Genomic DNA, 15,809 nt, shown 5'->3' on the forward strand with positions numbered 1-15,809 from the left:
ATCAGTCCAGGTCGGCGTTCGGGTCCGACGATGCTTCGCGCGGAGCCTTGTACGGATCCGGGTCACCGGCCGGCTTGGCGGAGGCCGCGACCCTGGCGACTTCGCTGTCCGCTTCGCGCGCGCGGGCGAGCAGTTCCTCCATGTGCCGCGCCGTGTCCGGAACGGTGTCCGTCACGAACGTCAACGTGGGGGTGAACCGCACTCCCGTACCTGCGCCGACCTTCGACCGGAGAACGCCCTTCGCCTTCTCCAGACCGGCGGCTGCACCCTCGAGATCAGGTGCGGTGTCCAGGTCCTCACCCATGACGGTGTAATAGATCGTCGCATCGTGCAGGTCAGCCGTGACCTTGCAGTCGGTGATGGTCACGAACGCCAACCGCGGGTCCTTGACCTCGTGGTCGATGGCCGTCGCAACGATGGCGGCAATTCGCTTGGAGAGCCGCCGAGCTCTCGCCTGATCCACCATGAACTCCACGCTCCTCACACACGGTGTCCGAGTCAGTCCTCGGGACCGAAAATTCTTCTTCTTACTGCCAACAATTCCAGATCGTGACGCTCGGCGACGTGCCGCTCGCATTCGTCCAGCTTGTCGTGCAGACCGTCGACATCCGATCCGACCGCGGCTATACCGAACAGCGAGCGCCGAAATCGGTCACGTTCACCCGTCTCCGCCGCGGACACACCGAACCGCTGCAGTTCCGACAGGACCGGTTCCACGGTCGACCGCTTGTCGGCAAGCGAACGTATGTCCCCCAGCAGTACGTCCAGCTCCAGAGCACCCAGGTACACGAGGCCTTCCTTCGATCGGTTCGCGTGAGACGCTCCGGCGGCGGTACGTGTGCCGTACCGCCGCCGAAGCAGAACTCAATGCAGTGCCACTCCCCTACTCACCACTGCCACCAGTGACCACGTCACTAGTCGCGAGGCTTCTCACGAAGCTCGTACGCCTCGATGACATCTCCCACCTTGATGTCCGAGTACGTCACCGTGAGACCACATTCGTATCCCTCGCGCACCTCGACCGCGTCGTCCTTCTCGCGGCGAAGCGAGGAGATGGTGACGGTCTCCGCGACCACTGCGTTGTCACGCAGCAACCGAGCCTTGGCATTGCGACGGATCGTACCGGAGGTGACGAGGCAACCTGCGATGTTTCCGACCTTGGAGGAACGGAACAGCGCGCGGATTTCGGCCTGACCCAGTGCCACCTCTTCGTAGATCGGCTTGAGCATGCCCTTGAGGGCCTTCTCGATTTCGTCGATCGCCTGGTAGATGACGGAGTAGTACCGGATGTCGACGCCCTCGCGGTTGGCCAGCTCGGTGGCCTTGCCCTCCGCGCGCACGTTGAAGCCGATGATGATCGCGTTGGATGCCGACGCCAGGTTGACGTTGGTCTCCGTGACGCCACCGACACCGCGGTCGATGACGCGCAGTTCGACTTCGTCGTCGATCTCGATACCGAGGAGAGCCTCTTCGAGGGCCTCCACCGTTCCGGAGTTGTCACCCTTGAGGATCAGGTTGAGCTGCGAAGTCTCCTTCAGAGCTGCATCGAGATCGTCGAGGCTGATGCGCTTGCGACTCTTCGCGGCGAGCGCGTTGCGCTTGCGTGCGTTGCGTCGATCGGCAATCTGACGGGCGATGCGGTCCTCGTCGACGACGAGGAGGTTGTCGCCTGCTCCGGGCACCGAGGTGAAGCCGACGACCTGAACCGGCCGCGACGGCAGTGCCTCGGTGACATCGGCACCGTGCTCGTCGACCATGCGACGAACACGTCCGTAGGCGTCACCCGCCACGATCGAGTCGCCGACGCGGAGCGTTCCGCGCTGGATGAGCACGGTCGCCACCGGTCCACGACCGCGGTCGAGGTGTGCCTCGATGGCAACACCCTGAGCGTCCATGTCCGGGTTGGCCCGCAGGTCGAGAGCAGCATCCGCCGTCAGCAGCACCGCTTCGAGGAGGGCATCGATGTTGGTGCCCTGCTTGGCGGAGATGTCGACGAACATTGTGTCGCCGCCGTACTCCTCGGCAACCAGTCCGTACTCGGTCAGCTGCTGCCGGATCTTGTCCGGGTTCGCGCCTTCCTTGTCGATCTTGTTGACCGCGACCACGATCGGTACATCCGCAGCCTGCGCGTGGTTGATGGCCTCGACCGTCTGCGGCATGACGCCGTCGTCGGCCGCGACGACCAGGATTGCGAGGTCGGTGGCCTTGGCACCGCGAGCACGCATGGCCGTGAAGGCCTCGTGACCGGGGGTGTCGATGAAGGTCACGAGACGCTCGTTGCCTTCGAGCTCGGTCAACACCTGGTAGGCACCGATGTGCTGCGTGATTCCGCCGGCTTCGCCCTCACGAACGGCCGTGTTGCGGATCGAGTCGAGCAAGCGGGTCTTACCGTGGTCGACGTGGCCCATGACGGTGACCACAGGAGGACGCTGTTCGAGGTCTTCCTCGCCACCCTCGTCCTCGCCGTAGGTCAGGTCGAAGCTGTCGAGCAGCTCGCGGTCCTCGTCCTCCGGGCTGACGACCTGGACGACGTAGTTCATCTCGCCGCCGAGCAGTTCCAGCGTCTCGTCGTTGACCGACTGAGTGGCCGTCACCATCTCGCCGAGGTTGAACAGGGCCTGCACGAGTGCCGCCGGGTTCGCGTCGATCTTCTCCGCGAAATCGGACAGCGACGCACCGCGGGCAAGGCGAATCGTTTCGCCGTTGCCGCGTGGCAGCCTGACGCCGCCGACGGCGGGCGCCTGCATGGAGTCGTATTCCTGCCTCTTCTGACGCTTCGACTTACGTCCACGCCGAGGAGCACCACCTGGACGCCCGAAGGCACCGGCTGCTGCACCGCGCTGGCCTGGACGACCGCCACCACCTGGGCGACCGCGGAATCCGCCTGCGGGAGCTCCACCTGCAGGAGCACCACCGGGAGCGCCGGGTGCGCCGCCGCCGCGGTAGCCACCGCCACCACCCGGACGACCGCCTGGAGCGCCGCCTGGGCGGCCCGGGCGACCTGCTGCAGGTCCCGGACGTGCCGAACGAGTAGGCATTGCACCCGGGTTCGGGCGCGGAGGCATGGAACCGGGGCTCGGACGTGGGCCACCCTGGCCCGGAGCCGGACGGGGACCGCCCTGGCCGGGTGCCGGACGGCTACCCGCCTGGGGCGCAGCCGGGCGAGGTCCACCCTGACTGGGTGCCGGACGACCGCCGCCGGGGCGAGGTCCGCCCGGTGCGGGGCGCGGTGCCGGACGCTCGGCCGGAGCCGACGAGTACGGGTTGTTGCCGACACGGGGCGCCTTGGGACCGGGCTTCGGGCCGGGTGCGCCCGGCTTGGGTCCTGCGGGAGCCGCCGGCGCAGCAGACGCGGCTGGAGCCGCCGGTGCTGCGTTCTCGGTTGCCGGAGCCTGCGCCGCGGGGCGAGCAGGAGCCGGAGTGGGACGCGACGGCGCCGGAGCAGCCGGGCGTGCCGGAGCGGACGGCTGGGGTGCCGACTGCTGGGGTGCCGACTGCTGAGGGGTGCTCTCCGGAGCCGGAGCCGATGCCGCCGGAGCGGACGGGGCCGGAGCTGCCGGGCGTGCCGCGGGCTTCGGGCCCGGACGGGGTCCCGCACCAGGCTTGGCGGACGGTGCCGGCTTGGGCGAGCCGTTCGACGCGCCTGCGGCGGGAGCCGAGTCCGATGCTCCGGACGGGAAGGATTCACGAAGTCGACGCGCCACCGGCGCCTCGACGGTGGATGATGCGGACTTCACGAACTCGCCCTGCTCCTTGAGCCGTGCGAGTAGTTCTTTACTGGTGACACCGAGTTCTTTGGCCAACTCGTGCACGCGGGCCTTGCCTGCCACTGCTCTCCTCACTGAGAGGCCGAGCGAGGCATGGTGCCCGCACGACCTCGGGTTATCTCCGATGGACGTTCATCGTTGGTGCTTCACGGTGTGCTCATCAGTGCTGTTGCCTGTTCTTCTCGACGGGTGTAGCTCTGCATTCACTGCTCTGTATTCGGAGCCACCGGTCCCTCGGTGTCTGCCTCCACACCGTTTCCGATGAAGGCTTTCACCGCGGTCACGTCGACCACTCCTTGTACTCGTAGTGCTCTGCCGAATGCTCGGCGTCGTTCCGCATTGACCAGACATTCCGAGACGGGATGCAGCCACGCGCCCCGACCTGGAAGCCTGCGGTGGACGTCCGGGACGATCACGAATTCCGAGGAATCCGAATCACCCGTCCGACCGACCACGACTCGCAGCAGATCGACTGCCGGAACCCGCTCCTTGCATCCGACACAGGTGCGCACCGGCAGACGTGTAGGCGTCGAACCGGTGCTCCCATGACGGAAGGGCGTGGAGTTCAATTCCGAACCACCGACTACTCTACCGCTGTATTGCCCCGAACCCCGCATTCTGTCTTTACCCGCTGGTCGCCTCGGGTGCCACGGCAGCGTCGCTGCGGATATCGATTCTCCATCCGGTCAGACGGGCAGCCAATCGAGCGTTCTGCCCTTCCTTGCCGATCGCCAGAGACAGCTGGTAATCGGGGACGATGACGCGTGCGGCACGAGCGGCCGCGTCGACCACCGTCACCGATACAACCTTCGACGGCGACAGAGCATTCCCGACGAAGCGGGCGGGGTCCTCGTCGAAGTCGATGATGTCGATCTTCTCCCCCGCCAGCTCGCTCATCACGTTGCGCACACGCTGACCCATCGGACCGATGCACGCGCCCTTGGCGTTGAGGCCGGACACCGTGGAGGTCACCGCGATCTTCGACCGGTGACCGGACTCGCGAGCGACGGCGATGATCTCGACGGAACCGTCCGCGATCTCGGGCACCTCGAGGGCGAACAACTTGCGCACGAGATTCGGGTGGGTTCTCGACAGAGTGATCTGAGGTCCACGGTTTCCGCGCGCGACGCCCACGACGTAGCACTTGATGCGTTCACCGTGCTCGTACGACTCGCCCGGAACCTGCTCGGCGGGAGGCAACAGTCCGTCGGCGCCGTTGGCGTCGCTTCCGATCCGGACGATCACGGTGCCTTTCGCGTTGGCACGCGTGTCTCGCTGGATGACGCCGCCGACGATCTCGCCTTCGTGCGTCGAGAATTCTCCGAAGGAGCGCTCGTGCTCGGCGTCACGCAGACGCTGGAGAATGACCTGGCGAGCAGTGGTCGCTGCGATGCGGCCGAATCCCTCGGGAGTGTCGTCCCACTCCGAGATCGTGTTCCCGTCCTCGTCGATCTCCTTGGCCATCACCTTCACCGAGCCGCTCTTGCGGTCGACGTCGATCCAGGCGTGCTGCTGATGACCTTCCGTGTGGCGGTATGCGGTCAACAGAGCGGTCTGGATGGTCGAGATGACCGTCTCGATCGAGATACCCTTGTCCGCCTCGATGGCGCGCAGCGCGGCAATGTCGATATTCACTTGTCGGACCCTTCTTCTGGTTCTTCCACGTTCACGGTGTTCTCGGCGTCGGCCGGCGCCGGCCGGCCGTCCACGACGCCGCCCGCCAATTCCATCTCCTCGGGCTTGGGCCGCGAGAATTCCACCTGCACAACTGCTTTCACGACGTCCGTCAGCGCCACCCGGCGCGTCGACAGAACACCCTTCGTCTTCGTCACGACCGTCACGACGCCCGTGTCGAGTGCGCCGATCCTGGCGTCGAACTTCTCGTCCGGCAACTCGATCCGTACCGCTCGACCCCGTGCCCGACGCCAATGCCGTTCCAGCGTCAGAGGTCGGTCGATTCCGGGAGTGGTGACTTCGAGTGTGTACGGCGCCTCGCCGAAGTCCGACACCCCGTCGAACACGTCGGAGATCTCACGGCTGAGCGACGGCAGAGTGTCGAGATCGATTCCCTGTTCACGGTCGACCATGATCCGAACGGCACTGTGCTTGCCGGCTGCGACGACGGTGACGTCCTCGAGGTCGAAACCGTGTGCGTCGATCAGGTCGGACAGGAGCTCGACGACCCTCTCCTTGGACGGAACAGGCATCGTGGTGTGCACTCCTCGTGAAGTTGTGGGCGGATCGGTTCCTCAGACGGTGAACGTACAGCCTAGCGCCCATCGCGGCGGCCCGTGACCAGGTGCGGGTGCGCACCGGCAAAGTGAGACCTGGCAGCATGGACGCGTGCTGACGCCCGCGCTATCTCGCCCACTCACACGTCGCGCGTCGTTTCGACTGGTAGCGGGGGCGGCCCTCGCGGCGGCCGGGCTCACCTCGGTCACGGCCTGCACGCCGGGCGAGGACACCGCCGAGACGGTGGACACACTCACCACCCACCTGCGGCAGGCTCGTCAGGACGCGCGATCGGCCGCGGCACTCGCCGCCTCGATCCCGGATCGTGCTGCTGCACTGTCGGTCGTGGAACTCGAGCGCACCGCGCATGCCGACGCATTGGCGACGGAGATCGACCGCGTCGCAGGCGGGTCGACGACCACGCCTGCGACCTCCACCACGACCGATGGCCCGACTCCGACGTGGGACGAACTGGTGGCGGCCCTCACCGATTCGGCACGCAGCGCCGCTGATTCGGCACGCAACGAATCCGGCTTCCGCGCCGGCCTGCTGGGATCGATCAGCGCCGCGTGCACGACCTCGGTGAAGGTGGTGTTGGCGTGAACGAACTCGGTGAAGAGCAGCAGGCGCTCGTCGATGCGCTGGAGGCCGAGTACGCCGCGGTGTTCGCCTACGGGATCGTCGGGGCATTTTCCAATCCTGCGCGGGCGGAACTGGTGGCGACCTACGCGGCGGCTCATCGGGCGCGACGTGACGCCACCATCGACGCGTTGACTGCGGCGAGCGTCACCCCGCCGCAGCCCGCGACCGCGTACGCGACGCCGTTTCCGGTGACCGACCCCGTCACCGCGGCCCAATTGGCGGCTCAGGCCGAGGCGGACACGTCCGTCGCGTGGCGCTCGGTGATCGAGCGCAGCCGGTCCGGCCCCACGCGCGAGATCGGAATCACTGCACTCACCGAAGCTGCGCTGCGACTTGCGAACTGGCGGACGATCCTGGGAGTGGTTCCGTCGACGGTGGCGTTTCCGGGTCAGCCGTAGGCGTCGTCGCGCCGATGCCCGAGGGCATGAACAGTGCGGCCAGAATTCCGACCGCGACTGCTGCGGCGCCGACCAACAGCGCGGGCGCCAGCGCATCGGTGTATCCGGTGGGAGTCAACGATCCCCCGCTGCCCAGGAAGACCGCTGTGAGAACAGCGATTCCGAGCGCGATACCGATCTCGCGAATGGTCGAGTTGGTGCTGCTGGCCGTGGCGTGATCGACGTCGGCCATGTCGGTGAGCACCGCCGTCGCCGACGGCGCGAACGTGAGGCCCATTCCGATTCCGGCCATGGCCAGGGCGGGAACCATGCTGATGTACGTCGTTCCCGGTTCCAGTATCGCCGCCATCCACACCAAGGCTCCGGACTGCAACGTCAGACCTGCGACGAGCAGCGTCCGTAGACCCAGCCGGGGTGCCAACACACCTGCGAGGGGTGCCACGATCATCGGGGCAGCCGTCCACGGCAACGTCCGCAGTCCTGCTTGGAACGGTGTGTATCCCATGACGATCTGCAGATACTGAGACAGAAGGAAGACCGCGCCGAACATCCCCAGAGTGAACGACACACCGATGATGTTGGCGACGGAGAAACTGCGAGAGCGGAACAACCGAAGTGGAACGACCGGATGTTCCGTCGACCTCTGACGTAACACGAACGCCACCATGGACACCGCCGATCCGACGAACGAGAGAAGCACCGTCGTCGAGGCCCAGCCGTCCTCGTTTCCGTGCACCACCGCCCACACCAGCAGGAAGACACCCGCGCCCGCGAGCAGGATTCCGACGAGGTCCAGCGGCTGACGATGTCCGTAGGACTCCTTCAGCGCCACGAGGGCGAGTGGCACCGCGACGAGTGCCACGGGGACATTGATCCAAAAGATGGCCTCCCACGAGATGCCGTCCACGACCGCGCCGCCGACGACCGGACCGAGCGCGACACCGAGACCGGACACTCCGCCCCAGATCCCGATGGCCAGTGCACGTTTCGCGGCGGGTACGACTCCGGCGAGGAGCGTCAGCGACAGCGGCATGATCGCGGCGGCTCCCACGCCCTGAATCGCTCGGGCGGCGATGAGCATCGCCGGTGTCGTCGCAAGTGCGGAACCGATCGAGGCGATCGTGAACACGGCGATGCCCCCGAGGAAGACGTTGCGGCGGCCCCACCGGTCGCCGAGCGTCGCGGCCGCGAGCATCAGCGTCGCGAAGCTGAGCGTGTACGCGTTCATGAACCACTGCAGTTCTCCGACCGAGGCCGACAGGTCTGCCTGGATCACCGGGAGCGCACTGGTCATCACCAGGTTGTCGAGGGTCGCCATGAACATCGGTAGCGACGCGGCGAGAATCCCGACCCAGATCGGAATTCGCCGTTCGGTATCGATCCGTGGCGGAGCTGTCTTCGTGGACATGAGAAAGCCTCCGAGTTATGTAAGCATCGAATGATTACTTGAATCGGAACGCTAGTTATCAACTGATAACCTGTCAACATGCCAGCGCCGAAGACCACCCGCATGGACGCAGCCGATCGCCGTGAATTGGTGCTCGACGCTGCCACTCGAGCATTTGCCCGGGGCGGCTACGCCGGAACCAGCACCGACGCCGTCGCCAAGGAAGCGGGCGTGTCTCAGCCCTACGTCGTCCGGATGTTCGGCACCAAGAGCGAATTGTTTCGCCTCGTGTTCCAGCGCGCGATCGACGGGATCATGCGCGCGTTCGATCGCGTTCTCGACGAGTCACCGTCGGAGTCCGACGTCTGGCCCGCACTGGGTCGGGCGTACGCGGCCCTCGTCACCGACCGAGACCTTCTGCTGGTCATGATGCACGGTTTCACCGCGAGCACCACACCGGAGATCGGGACCCAAGCGCGTGACGGCATGTCCGCGATCTACACCCAGATACGCGGACGCACCGGGTGCACGCCCGACGAGGCCCGCGACTTCATCGCGCACGGCATGTTGCTCAACTGCCTGCTGGCCATCCAGGCAGTCGAACACTCGACCGAGGAGTCTCCCCTCGCCGAACTCGCCGATTGCGCGTTCGGGCCGAAGCTGGCCCAGTTCGTCAAGACCTCGGGCTAGGGCCGCATCTCGTAGACCCCGTCGTACGCCAGAACCTCACCCCACACCGCGTCGAATCTCGCGGCGTTCACGACGGGTTTGCGCAGCGCGCCGACAGCCCATGCCTGTTGCGCCTCCGTCGAGGACGGCTTGCTGTACAACGCAACGGCATACGCAGAGAAATCGCGTACCTGAAAGTCGAAGATCTGATCGAGAACTTCGGTCGACACCGCGTCCGCGCTCTCGAGAATCAAGTGACCGTAGACCACGAGCGAGAACAGATGCCCGACGTTCAGCAGGAAGTCGAGATCACGCTGCTGCTCCTCGTTGGGCGCCGACTCGGTCAGAAACTGCCTGAACGCCAACACCTGCTCGTAGAAGCGCCCGACGTTGGGCACGGCCGAGTATTTCTCGTACACGGGCACCCAGTCCTGGAACCGGACCTTGCTCGCGCCGCGCGCCGGTCCCTGAGCGAAGAAGAAGGCGTCGTCCGACGCGTCGTCGCGAACCTCGACCGCCGGAAACTCCGTGGGCGCGAACATGTACGCCGGCATGAACTTGAGCATCAACGCCACGTTGACGTGGACCGTGCCTTCGAGTTTGGGCAACGTACCGATCAGTTGCGCCGCCTCCCTGAAGTACGTGTTCTTCTCGTACCCCTTCGCCGCGATGACGTCGTGCAGTGTACGAACCACGGTTTCGCCCTCCGACGTGACCTTGGCCATGGTCATCGGATTGAACAGGAGATACCGACGGTCCTCCGCCGACGCGGATCGGAAGTAATCGAGGGCACGAGCGCTGAACAGTTTCATGGCGATCAGCCGCGCGTACGCATCGACGAAACTTGCTCTCACGTGCGGAAATTCGGTGACCCGGTTGCCGTAGAGGATGCGATTGTGCGCGTGGGTGATTGCCTCGTGAAAGGCGTGCTCGCAGATGCCGATCGACCCCGTGCACAGGTTGAACTTGCCCACGTTGACGGTGTTCAGTGCCGCGGAGAACGCGTCGGCGCCGGTGTGCAGAATGTCCTCGGCACGGACCGGGTAGTTCTCGAGCGCGAACGTGCTGACGAACATCTGACCGTGAACCACGTTGTCTCGCAACACGTATCCGTCATGGCCACTGTCCGCAACGAAGAAGACGTACGCTTCGGGACCCTCGACATCGGTGCGACGACCGAACACGGACACCGTCCCTGCCACATTGCCGTTGCCGATGTAGTACTTCTCGCCCGACGCCGTGAACTCGACGCCGTCTCCCCCGCCCGGAGCCAGAAGCATGTCGGTCGAATAGACGTCGGCACCGTGTGCCCGCTCGGACAGACCGAACGCGGCGACGCCGCCCTCGTCCAGCAACGCAGCGGCCCGACGCTTGGCTGCGTCGTTGTCGCTCATCCAGACAGGACCCAGCCCGAGGACTGTGACCTGCCACGCATACCAGTAGGACAGGCCGTAGAAGCCGAGGATCTCGCTGAGCACCGCGTTGCGCGACGCATCCCATCGCTTGTTCGGATCACCGTCCGCATACGCAGCAGGCGTGCAGAACGTGGCGAACAGCTTCTCCTTCGCGACGAACGCGAGGAAGTCCGCCGTCCAGACCGCGTCGAGGTCGTCGGAGAGCAACCTCGCCTTACCTCGATCCTCGAACCAGTCGATCAGAGACCGAAGTTGCCGCGCTGACTCGTCGTCGAGTGTCGACGTGTCCAGCTTCGTGGGATCGAACAAAGAAACCTGCGACGCCATCGTTATCTCTCCCTGGTCGGTTAGCTAGAAGCTACCAGCGAGTAACCGACCAGGGTGGCGAATCAGTCTCTACGGCGAACAGCCTTCACGATCTCGGCAGCGGCCGTCGCCTTGTCCAGCTCGACGCTCTCGCCGGTGAAGCGGTCGCGCATCTCGACCTTGCCGTCGGCCCATCCTCGGCCGACGACGACCACCAGAGGCATGCCGAGCAGCTCGGAGTCCTTGAACTTGACGCCGGGCGACGCTTTCCTGTCGTCGAACAGGACGTCGAGTCCCTGCAGGTTCAACTCCGACGCGATCGCCTCGGCACCGTCGCGCGCAGCCTCGTCCTTGTTCGCGATGACCAAGTGAACGTCGTACGGCGCGATCTCCGCAGGCCAACGCAGGCCCTTGTCGTCGTGCATCTGCTCGGCCACCACGGCTACGGCACGCGTGATACCGACACCGTAGGAACCCTGTACGAGCCGCACCGGCTTGCCGTTCTCACCGAGAACGTCCACTGTGAACGCGTCGGTGTACTTGTAGCCGAGCTGGAAGATGTGGCCGATCTCGATTCCGCGCGCGCTGACGAGCGGTCCGCGTCCGTCCGGCGACATGTCACCGTCGCGCACCTCGGCCGCCTCGATGGTCCCGTCCGGAGTGAAGTCGCGGCCGGCCACGAGGTTCGCCACGTGCTTGCCCTTGACGTCCGCGCCGGTGATCCACGATGTTCCGTCGACGATCCTGGGGTCGACGAGATACCGAACACCGTTGGCCTGCAGGCCACGAGGCCCGATGTACCCCTTGACCAGGAAGGGGTTGGCCTCGAAGTCCGCGTCGGTGAGCAACTGGTACTCGGCGGGCTCGAGCGACGCCTCGAGACGCTTCTCGTCCACCTCGCGGTCTCCGGGGACGCCGACGGCGAGCAGTTCCCACTCACCGTCGGGCTGGCGCACCTTGAGCAGAATGTTCTTCAGCGTGTCCGCGGCGGTGACGGTCCGGCCGAGATCTGCACTGTTGGCCCAGTCGACCAGTGTCGCGATGGTCGGGGTTTCGCCGGTCTCGTAGTCGACCGCCTCGGGCTGACCCTCGATGGGCAGCGAGTCCGGGCGGGCGGTGGTGACGGCTTCGACGTTGGCTGCATAGCCGGACTCGATGCAACGAACGTAGGTGTCCTCACCGACCTCGCTCTCGGCGAGGAACTCCTCGGAGGCACTGCCGCCCATCGCGCCGGACGTGGCCGCGACGATGACGTACTTGATACCGAGCCGCGCGAAGATGCGCTGGTAGGCCTCGCGGTGGGCGTGATAGGACGCCTTCAACCCGTCCTCGTCGAGGTCGAAGGAGTACGAGTCCTTCATGATGAACTCACGACCACGCAGAACGCCTGCGCGGGGACGCTCCTCGTCGCGGTACTTGTTCTGAATCTGGTACAGGGTGACCGGCAGGTCCTTGTAGGAGTTGTACTCACCCTTGACCGTGAGCGCGAACAGTTCCTCGTGCGTCGGACCGAGCAGCATGTCGTTGCCCTTGCGGTCCTTCAGCCGAAACAGCGCGTCGCCGTACTCGGTCCATCGATTGGTGGACTCGTACGGTTCACGAGGCAGCAGGGCAGGCAACGAGATCTCTTGTGCGCCGATCGCATTCATCTCTTCACGGACGACGTTCTCGATCTTCCGGAGCACCTTCAGACCCAGCGGCAGCCACGAGTAGACACCCGGCGCGATACGACGGACGTAGCCGGCACGAACCAGAAGCTTGTGGCTGTCGACCTCGGCGTCGGCGGGGTCGTCGCGGAGGGTACGAAGGAACAACTGCGAAAGACGGGTGATCACGGGGTACGAGCGTAGTCGGTGCCCAGCGAAACGGTAACGTTGCTCCCCGTGCTCATCCTGCTCCCACCTTCCGAAACCAAGTCCGACGGCGGTGTGGGATCACCTCTCGACCTCGACGAGCTGTCGTTGCCGGATCTCACCCCGTTGCGGCAGAAACTCGCGGATGCCCTGGTCGAGTTGGCTGCGGACGTCGAGGCCTCGAGCGCAGCCCTCGGACTCGGTCCGACCCAGGCCGACGAGATCCAGCGCAATGCGGCGCTGTGGACGTCGCCGACCGCTCCTGCTCTCAGCCGCTACACCGGCGTGCTGTACGACGCACTCGACGCCGGTTCGTTCACGCGTGCAGGCCGCGCCCGGGCCGCGGCACGCCTGTGGATCGGCTCCGCCCTGTTCGGAGCGGTGCGCGCGACCGATCCCATCCCGTCGTACCGCTTGTCCGGCGGGTCGAAGATTCCCGGATTCGGCACGCTGCGCTCACTGTGGAAGCCGGACCTGACCGAGGCACTTCTGGCCGAGGCCGACGATCTGGTGGTCGACCTTCGATCCGGGACGTATCAGCAGCTGGGTCCGGTCCCAGGGGCGGTCACGGCGACCGTTCTCACCGAGAAGCTCGACGGCACCCGGTCCGTCGTCAGCCACTTCAACAAGCACCACAAAGGCCTGCTGGCGCGCGCACTGACGCTGACGACCGCCGAACCGAAGGACGTCAAGGGAGTGGCACGGGTCGCAGCGAAGTCCGGGCTTCGCGTAGAGGTCGCCTCGCCGACCGAGTTGATCGTGCTCACCGAATGAACCCGGTTCCTTCGCTGCTGCGGCAGGGCGCCGACGCTTCGTACGGCCGCAGCAAGGACCTGCGACTCGTCGACGACATCGCCGACCGGTTGATCGCGCTCGACGAGTTCGACCCGCAGGCACTCGGGTCGCTGGCGCTCACCAACATGATCCAGACGATGTACGAAGCAGGATGGCAACCGTTCGACCTGCTGCACATCGTGCGACGCCAACAAACCGTCGCTGTGTCTTCGCTTGCGGCAGCGGCAATTCTGCACCAATCGGATCTGACCGACGCCGACGACCGTGCGCCGCAGAGCTGGGTCGATCAGCTCTCGGAGATCTGTGCCGCGTATCCCAAAGCTGCGGCCCGAGTCGAAGCGTCTCCGAGCTTCCTGGCGGCACAGTTGTCGGCGAGCGGAAAATCGGACTACATCGCTGCCAGTGATCAATGGATCGCGGTGCTCGCGCTTCTGGGGCAGTGGCAACAATTGCCGAGATGGCCGCAGATCGGGCCGCTGCCCTCACAGTGGCCACGCAAGCGTGCTCCTCGCATGGACCGCGGCGTGACGACCGGTGAATCACCGAACGGCAAGGTGCTCGGCAGGATCCGCGGACTGCTCGCGAAGGCGGACGCCACCGACTTCGAAGAAGAAGCCGAGACCCTGACCGCCAAGGCGCAGGAACTGATGACGCGGTACTCGATCGACTCGCTGCTGTTGACCGAAGGCAACGTCGACGTGATCAGCCGTCGACTCCACGTCGACAACCCTCATGCACCTGCGAAAGCACAGCTGCTGCACGCCGTCGGCGACGTCAATCGGGTCAAGTCCATCTGGGATCCCGAGTTCGCCGTCGCTACTCTCGTCGGCTCCCCCGTCGACGTCGAGCAGACCGAACTGCTGTTCACCTCGTTGCTCGTCCAGGCGACGCGGGCACTGTCGCACTCGCCGAAAGCCAAGCGACGCAAAGGGGCTGCATCCGCAGCGTTCGGCAAGGCGTTTCTGTTCGCCTATGCCGTCAGGATCGGCGAGCGTCTCGCCGACGTCGGCGCACTCGCCCTCGAGGAGGCGACAGAACAGTCGGGAAGCCTGCTCCCGATGCTCGCCACACAGACTGCGGCCGTCGAAGAGGAATTCGATCGGTTGTTCCCCAACGTCAGGGCGATGCGGGGGCCACGACTCGACGCCGAAGGATGGCACTCCGGCCAGGCTGCCGCCGACGAGGCCCATCTGTCGTAGCCGCGCCGATTCCCGCCGAGTAGTTCCACAACCATTCGATCGGCCCACGTCGGTGGCGCCGCAGCCACAGGTGTGCGAACAGGCTTACGATCGACACCGTCACCACGTAGATCGCGACCGTACCGAGGACCTTCTGCGCGGGCGAATCGAGTTCGGCCGCGATCCCGAACCCCCACCCGTAGCACAGAATCGAGGCCACCACGTTCTGGAGAACGTAGCTCGACAATGCCATCCGTCCGATCTCGGTGAGCCGCGCGGTCACGAATCCGTCGCGATCACCGCGAAGGTACAAGCCGGCCACGAATGCCAGAATCCCCAGGGACACCAACGGTGCCGTCAGGTATCGAGACACGATGATTCCGAGGTCTCCGCCCACCAGTCCGAGCGCGAAATCGACAGGCAGCGCGACCGTTCCGAGAACCATCATCCGCCGTCGGAGAATTCTCCCCGATCCGGACAACACTCCCGCGCGAAACAGGCTTGCCCCCAACAAGAACAGTGCAATCGACATCGGAAGAATCAACACCGTCTCGGAGCGGAACACTACTGCGTTGTCGATTCGGAACACCACCAGATCCCAGAACGAGCCGTCCGCATACGGATTGGGCTGGAGCGGTTCCGTCGATGTACCGTTCGGTGCTGCGGCCAGCAGCGCTGCGATCGCCGAGATCATCACGACGTGCACGCCGGCGGCGCCGATCATCCACCGCCGCTGAGCACGTTCCCCTCCGACGAGAACGTACGCGACGACGAAACCGGTGACGGCATACCCCATCAGCACGTCGAACTCGGTGAACAGCAGGAAGTGCAGTAGCCCGTCGACGAAGAGCAGTGCCGCCCGGATGAGGTATCGACCCGGCCACGGTTCCCCTCGCGTCGACGCCGATCGCTGCTGGATCGCAAGCCCTATACCGAACATGACGGTCAGGAGACCGAGGAACTTGCCCTGCGCCAGCTGTTGCAGAATTCGTTCGGCCAGGCCCCACCCACCGTCACCTTTCCCGACACCGTCGAGATATCCGACGAGCCCGGATCCGCTGGTGAAGATCCAGACGTTGGTGCCGAGCGTGCCTGCAATCGCGATGCCGCGCAACACATCCAATGATCGATACCGTTCGAGGGCCGCCATGGTTCAACGGTAACGAC

The 15,809-nt window shown here is 65.4% G+C and carries 15 protein-coding genes; 5 read left to right on the forward strand and 10 right to left on the reverse strand.

The genetic code is table 11. The features are described from left to right. Position 1: 1 nt before the first annotated feature. From rbfA to rimP, 6 genes are all read right to left on the reverse strand, one after another. Positions 2-466: a 30S ribosome-binding factor RbfA gene (gene rbfA, locus CH290_RS13235; protein ID WP_026347625.1), complete on the reverse strand. Its 465-nt coding sequence runs from the start codon at positions 464-466 to the stop codon at positions 2-4. Positions 467-498: 32 nt separating this feature from the next. Further along, entirely contained in the window at positions 499-789 is a 291-nt protein-coding gene (locus tag CH290_RS13240) for a DUF503 domain-containing protein (protein WP_019664192.1), read from the reverse strand. A gap of 125 nt (positions 790-914) precedes the next feature. Then, entirely contained in the window at positions 915-3,830 is a 2,916-nt protein-coding gene (infB, locus tag CH290_RS13245) for a translation initiation factor IF-2 (RefSeq protein WP_080748734.1), read from the reverse strand. 140 nt (positions 3,831-3,970) lie between these two features. Next, positions 3,971-4,279: a YlxR family protein gene (locus CH290_RS13250; RefSeq protein ID WP_020110262.1), complete on the reverse strand. Its 309-nt coding sequence runs from the start codon at positions 4,277-4,279 to the stop codon at positions 3,971-3,973. A gap of 112 nt (positions 4,280-4,391) precedes the next feature. Then, on the reverse strand, positions 4,392-5,402 hold the full coding sequence (nusA, locus tag CH290_RS13255) for a transcription termination factor NusA (protein WP_019664195.1): 1,011 nt from the start codon (positions 5,400-5,402) through the stop codon (positions 4,392-4,394). Continuing rightward, a complete protein-coding gene (rimP, locus tag CH290_RS13260; protein ID WP_027498559.1) occupies positions 5,399-5,974 on the reverse strand; it encodes a ribosome maturation factor RimP in 576 nt (191 codons plus the stop codon). Before rimP ends, nusA begins: the two co-directional genes overlap by 4 nt. Positions 5,975-6,110: 136 nt before the next feature. Here rimP and CH290_RS13265 point away from each other — a divergent pair, with 136 nt between their 5' ends. Further along, positions 6,111-6,602 carry a hypothetical protein gene (locus CH290_RS13265; RefSeq protein WP_019664197.1) on the forward strand — a complete coding sequence of 164 codons (492 nt, stop codon included), beginning with the start codon at positions 6,111-6,113 and terminating at the stop codon, positions 6,600-6,602. Continuing rightward, complete coding sequence (locus CH290_RS13270) at positions 6,599-7,039, forward strand: ferritin-like domain-containing protein (RefSeq protein WP_019664198.1); 441 nt, start codon at positions 6,599-6,601, stop codon at positions 7,037-7,039. Before CH290_RS13265 ends, CH290_RS13270 begins: the two co-directional genes overlap by 4 nt. On the opposite strand, the gene CH290_RS13275 is transcribed toward CH290_RS13270, so the two are convergent. Beyond that, positions 6,954-8,447, reverse strand: coding sequence for a DHA2 family efflux MFS transporter permease subunit (locus CH290_RS13275; protein ID WP_019664199.1), 1,494 nt, complete (start codon positions 8,445-8,447; stop codon positions 6,954-6,956). The two genes, CH290_RS13270 and CH290_RS13275, sit on opposite strands and share 86 nt — an antisense overlap. 78 nt (positions 8,448-8,525) lie before the next feature. Here CH290_RS13275 and CH290_RS13280 point away from each other — a divergent pair, with 78 nt between their 5' ends. After that, the gene (locus tag CH290_RS13280; protein WP_020110266.1) at positions 8,526-9,116 is read left to right on the forward strand and encodes a TetR/AcrR family transcriptional regulator; all 591 of its coding nucleotides are present in this window, start codon (positions 8,526-8,528) and stop codon (positions 9,114-9,116) included. On the opposite strand, the gene CH290_RS13285 is transcribed toward CH290_RS13280, so the two are convergent. Further along, entirely contained in the window at positions 9,113-10,837 is a 1,725-nt protein-coding gene (locus tag CH290_RS13285; RefSeq protein ID WP_033189601.1) for an acyl-CoA dehydrogenase family protein, read from the reverse strand. The two genes, CH290_RS13280 and CH290_RS13285, sit on opposite strands and share 4 nt — an antisense overlap. A 62-nt stretch (positions 10,838-10,899) precedes the next feature. Continuing rightward, a complete protein-coding gene (locus tag CH290_RS13290) occupies positions 10,900-12,651 on the reverse strand; it encodes a proline--tRNA ligase (RefSeq protein WP_019664202.1) in 1,752 nt (583 codons plus the stop codon). 48 nt (positions 12,652-12,699) lie between these two features. Between CH290_RS13290 and yaaA the strand changes: the two genes are divergently transcribed. Then, positions 12,700-13,443, forward strand: coding sequence for a peroxide stress protein YaaA (gene yaaA / locus CH290_RS13295; RefSeq protein WP_019664203.1), 744 nt, complete (start codon positions 12,700-12,702; stop codon positions 13,441-13,443). Further along, positions 13,440-14,663 carry a DUF2786 domain-containing protein gene (locus CH290_RS13300; protein ID WP_019664204.1) on the forward strand — a complete coding sequence of 408 codons (1,224 nt, stop codon included), beginning with the start codon at positions 13,440-13,442 and terminating at the stop codon, positions 14,661-14,663. The genes yaaA and CH290_RS13300 overlap by 4 nt, the downstream gene beginning before the upstream one ends. Here CH290_RS13300 and CH290_RS13305 read toward each other — a convergent pair. Further along, positions 14,581-15,792 (reverse strand): DUF418 domain-containing protein, encoded by a 1,212-nt coding sequence (locus CH290_RS13305; protein WP_033189600.1) that lies wholly within the window; start codon positions 15,790-15,792, stop codon positions 14,581-14,583. The two genes, CH290_RS13300 and CH290_RS13305, sit on opposite strands and share 83 nt — an antisense overlap. Positions 15,793-15,809: the final 17 nt, after the last annotated feature.

This window comes from Rhodococcus sp. 06-156-4, assembly GCF_002259345.1.
In the GTDB taxonomy this organism is placed as follows: domain Bacteria; phylum Actinomycetota; class Actinomycetes; order Mycobacteriales; family Mycobacteriaceae; genus Rhodococcoides; species Rhodococcoides fascians_E.

Bases quoted from the DNA above. Each gene is read 5' to 3' on its own strand.
- rbfA (WP_026347625.1), bottom strand. From the start codon at position 466: ATGGTGGATCAGGCGAGAGCTCGGCGGCTCTCCAAGCGAATTGCCGCC.
- rimP (WP_027498559.1), bottom strand. From the start codon at position 5,974: ATGCCTGTTCCGTCCAAGGAGAGGGTCGTCGAGCTCCTGTCCGACCTG.
- CH290_RS13275 (WP_019664199.1), bottom strand. From the start codon at position 8,447: ATGTCCACGAAGACAGCTCCGCCACGGATCGATACCGAACGGCGAATT.
- CH290_RS13280 (WP_020110266.1), top strand. From the start codon at position 8,526: ATGCCAGCGCCGAAGACCACCCGCATGGACGCAGCCGATCGCCGTGAA.
- CH290_RS13285 (WP_033189601.1), bottom strand. From the start codon at position 10,837: ATGGCGTCGCAGGTTTCTTTGTTCGATCCCACGAAGCTGGACACGTCG.
- CH290_RS13300 (WP_019664204.1), top strand. From the start codon at position 13,440: ATGAACCCGGTTCCTTCGCTGCTGCGGCAGGGCGCCGACGCTTCGTAC.
- CH290_RS13305 (WP_033189600.1), bottom strand. From the start codon at position 15,792: ATGGCGGCCCTCGAACGGTATCGATCATTGGATGTGTTGCGCGGCATC.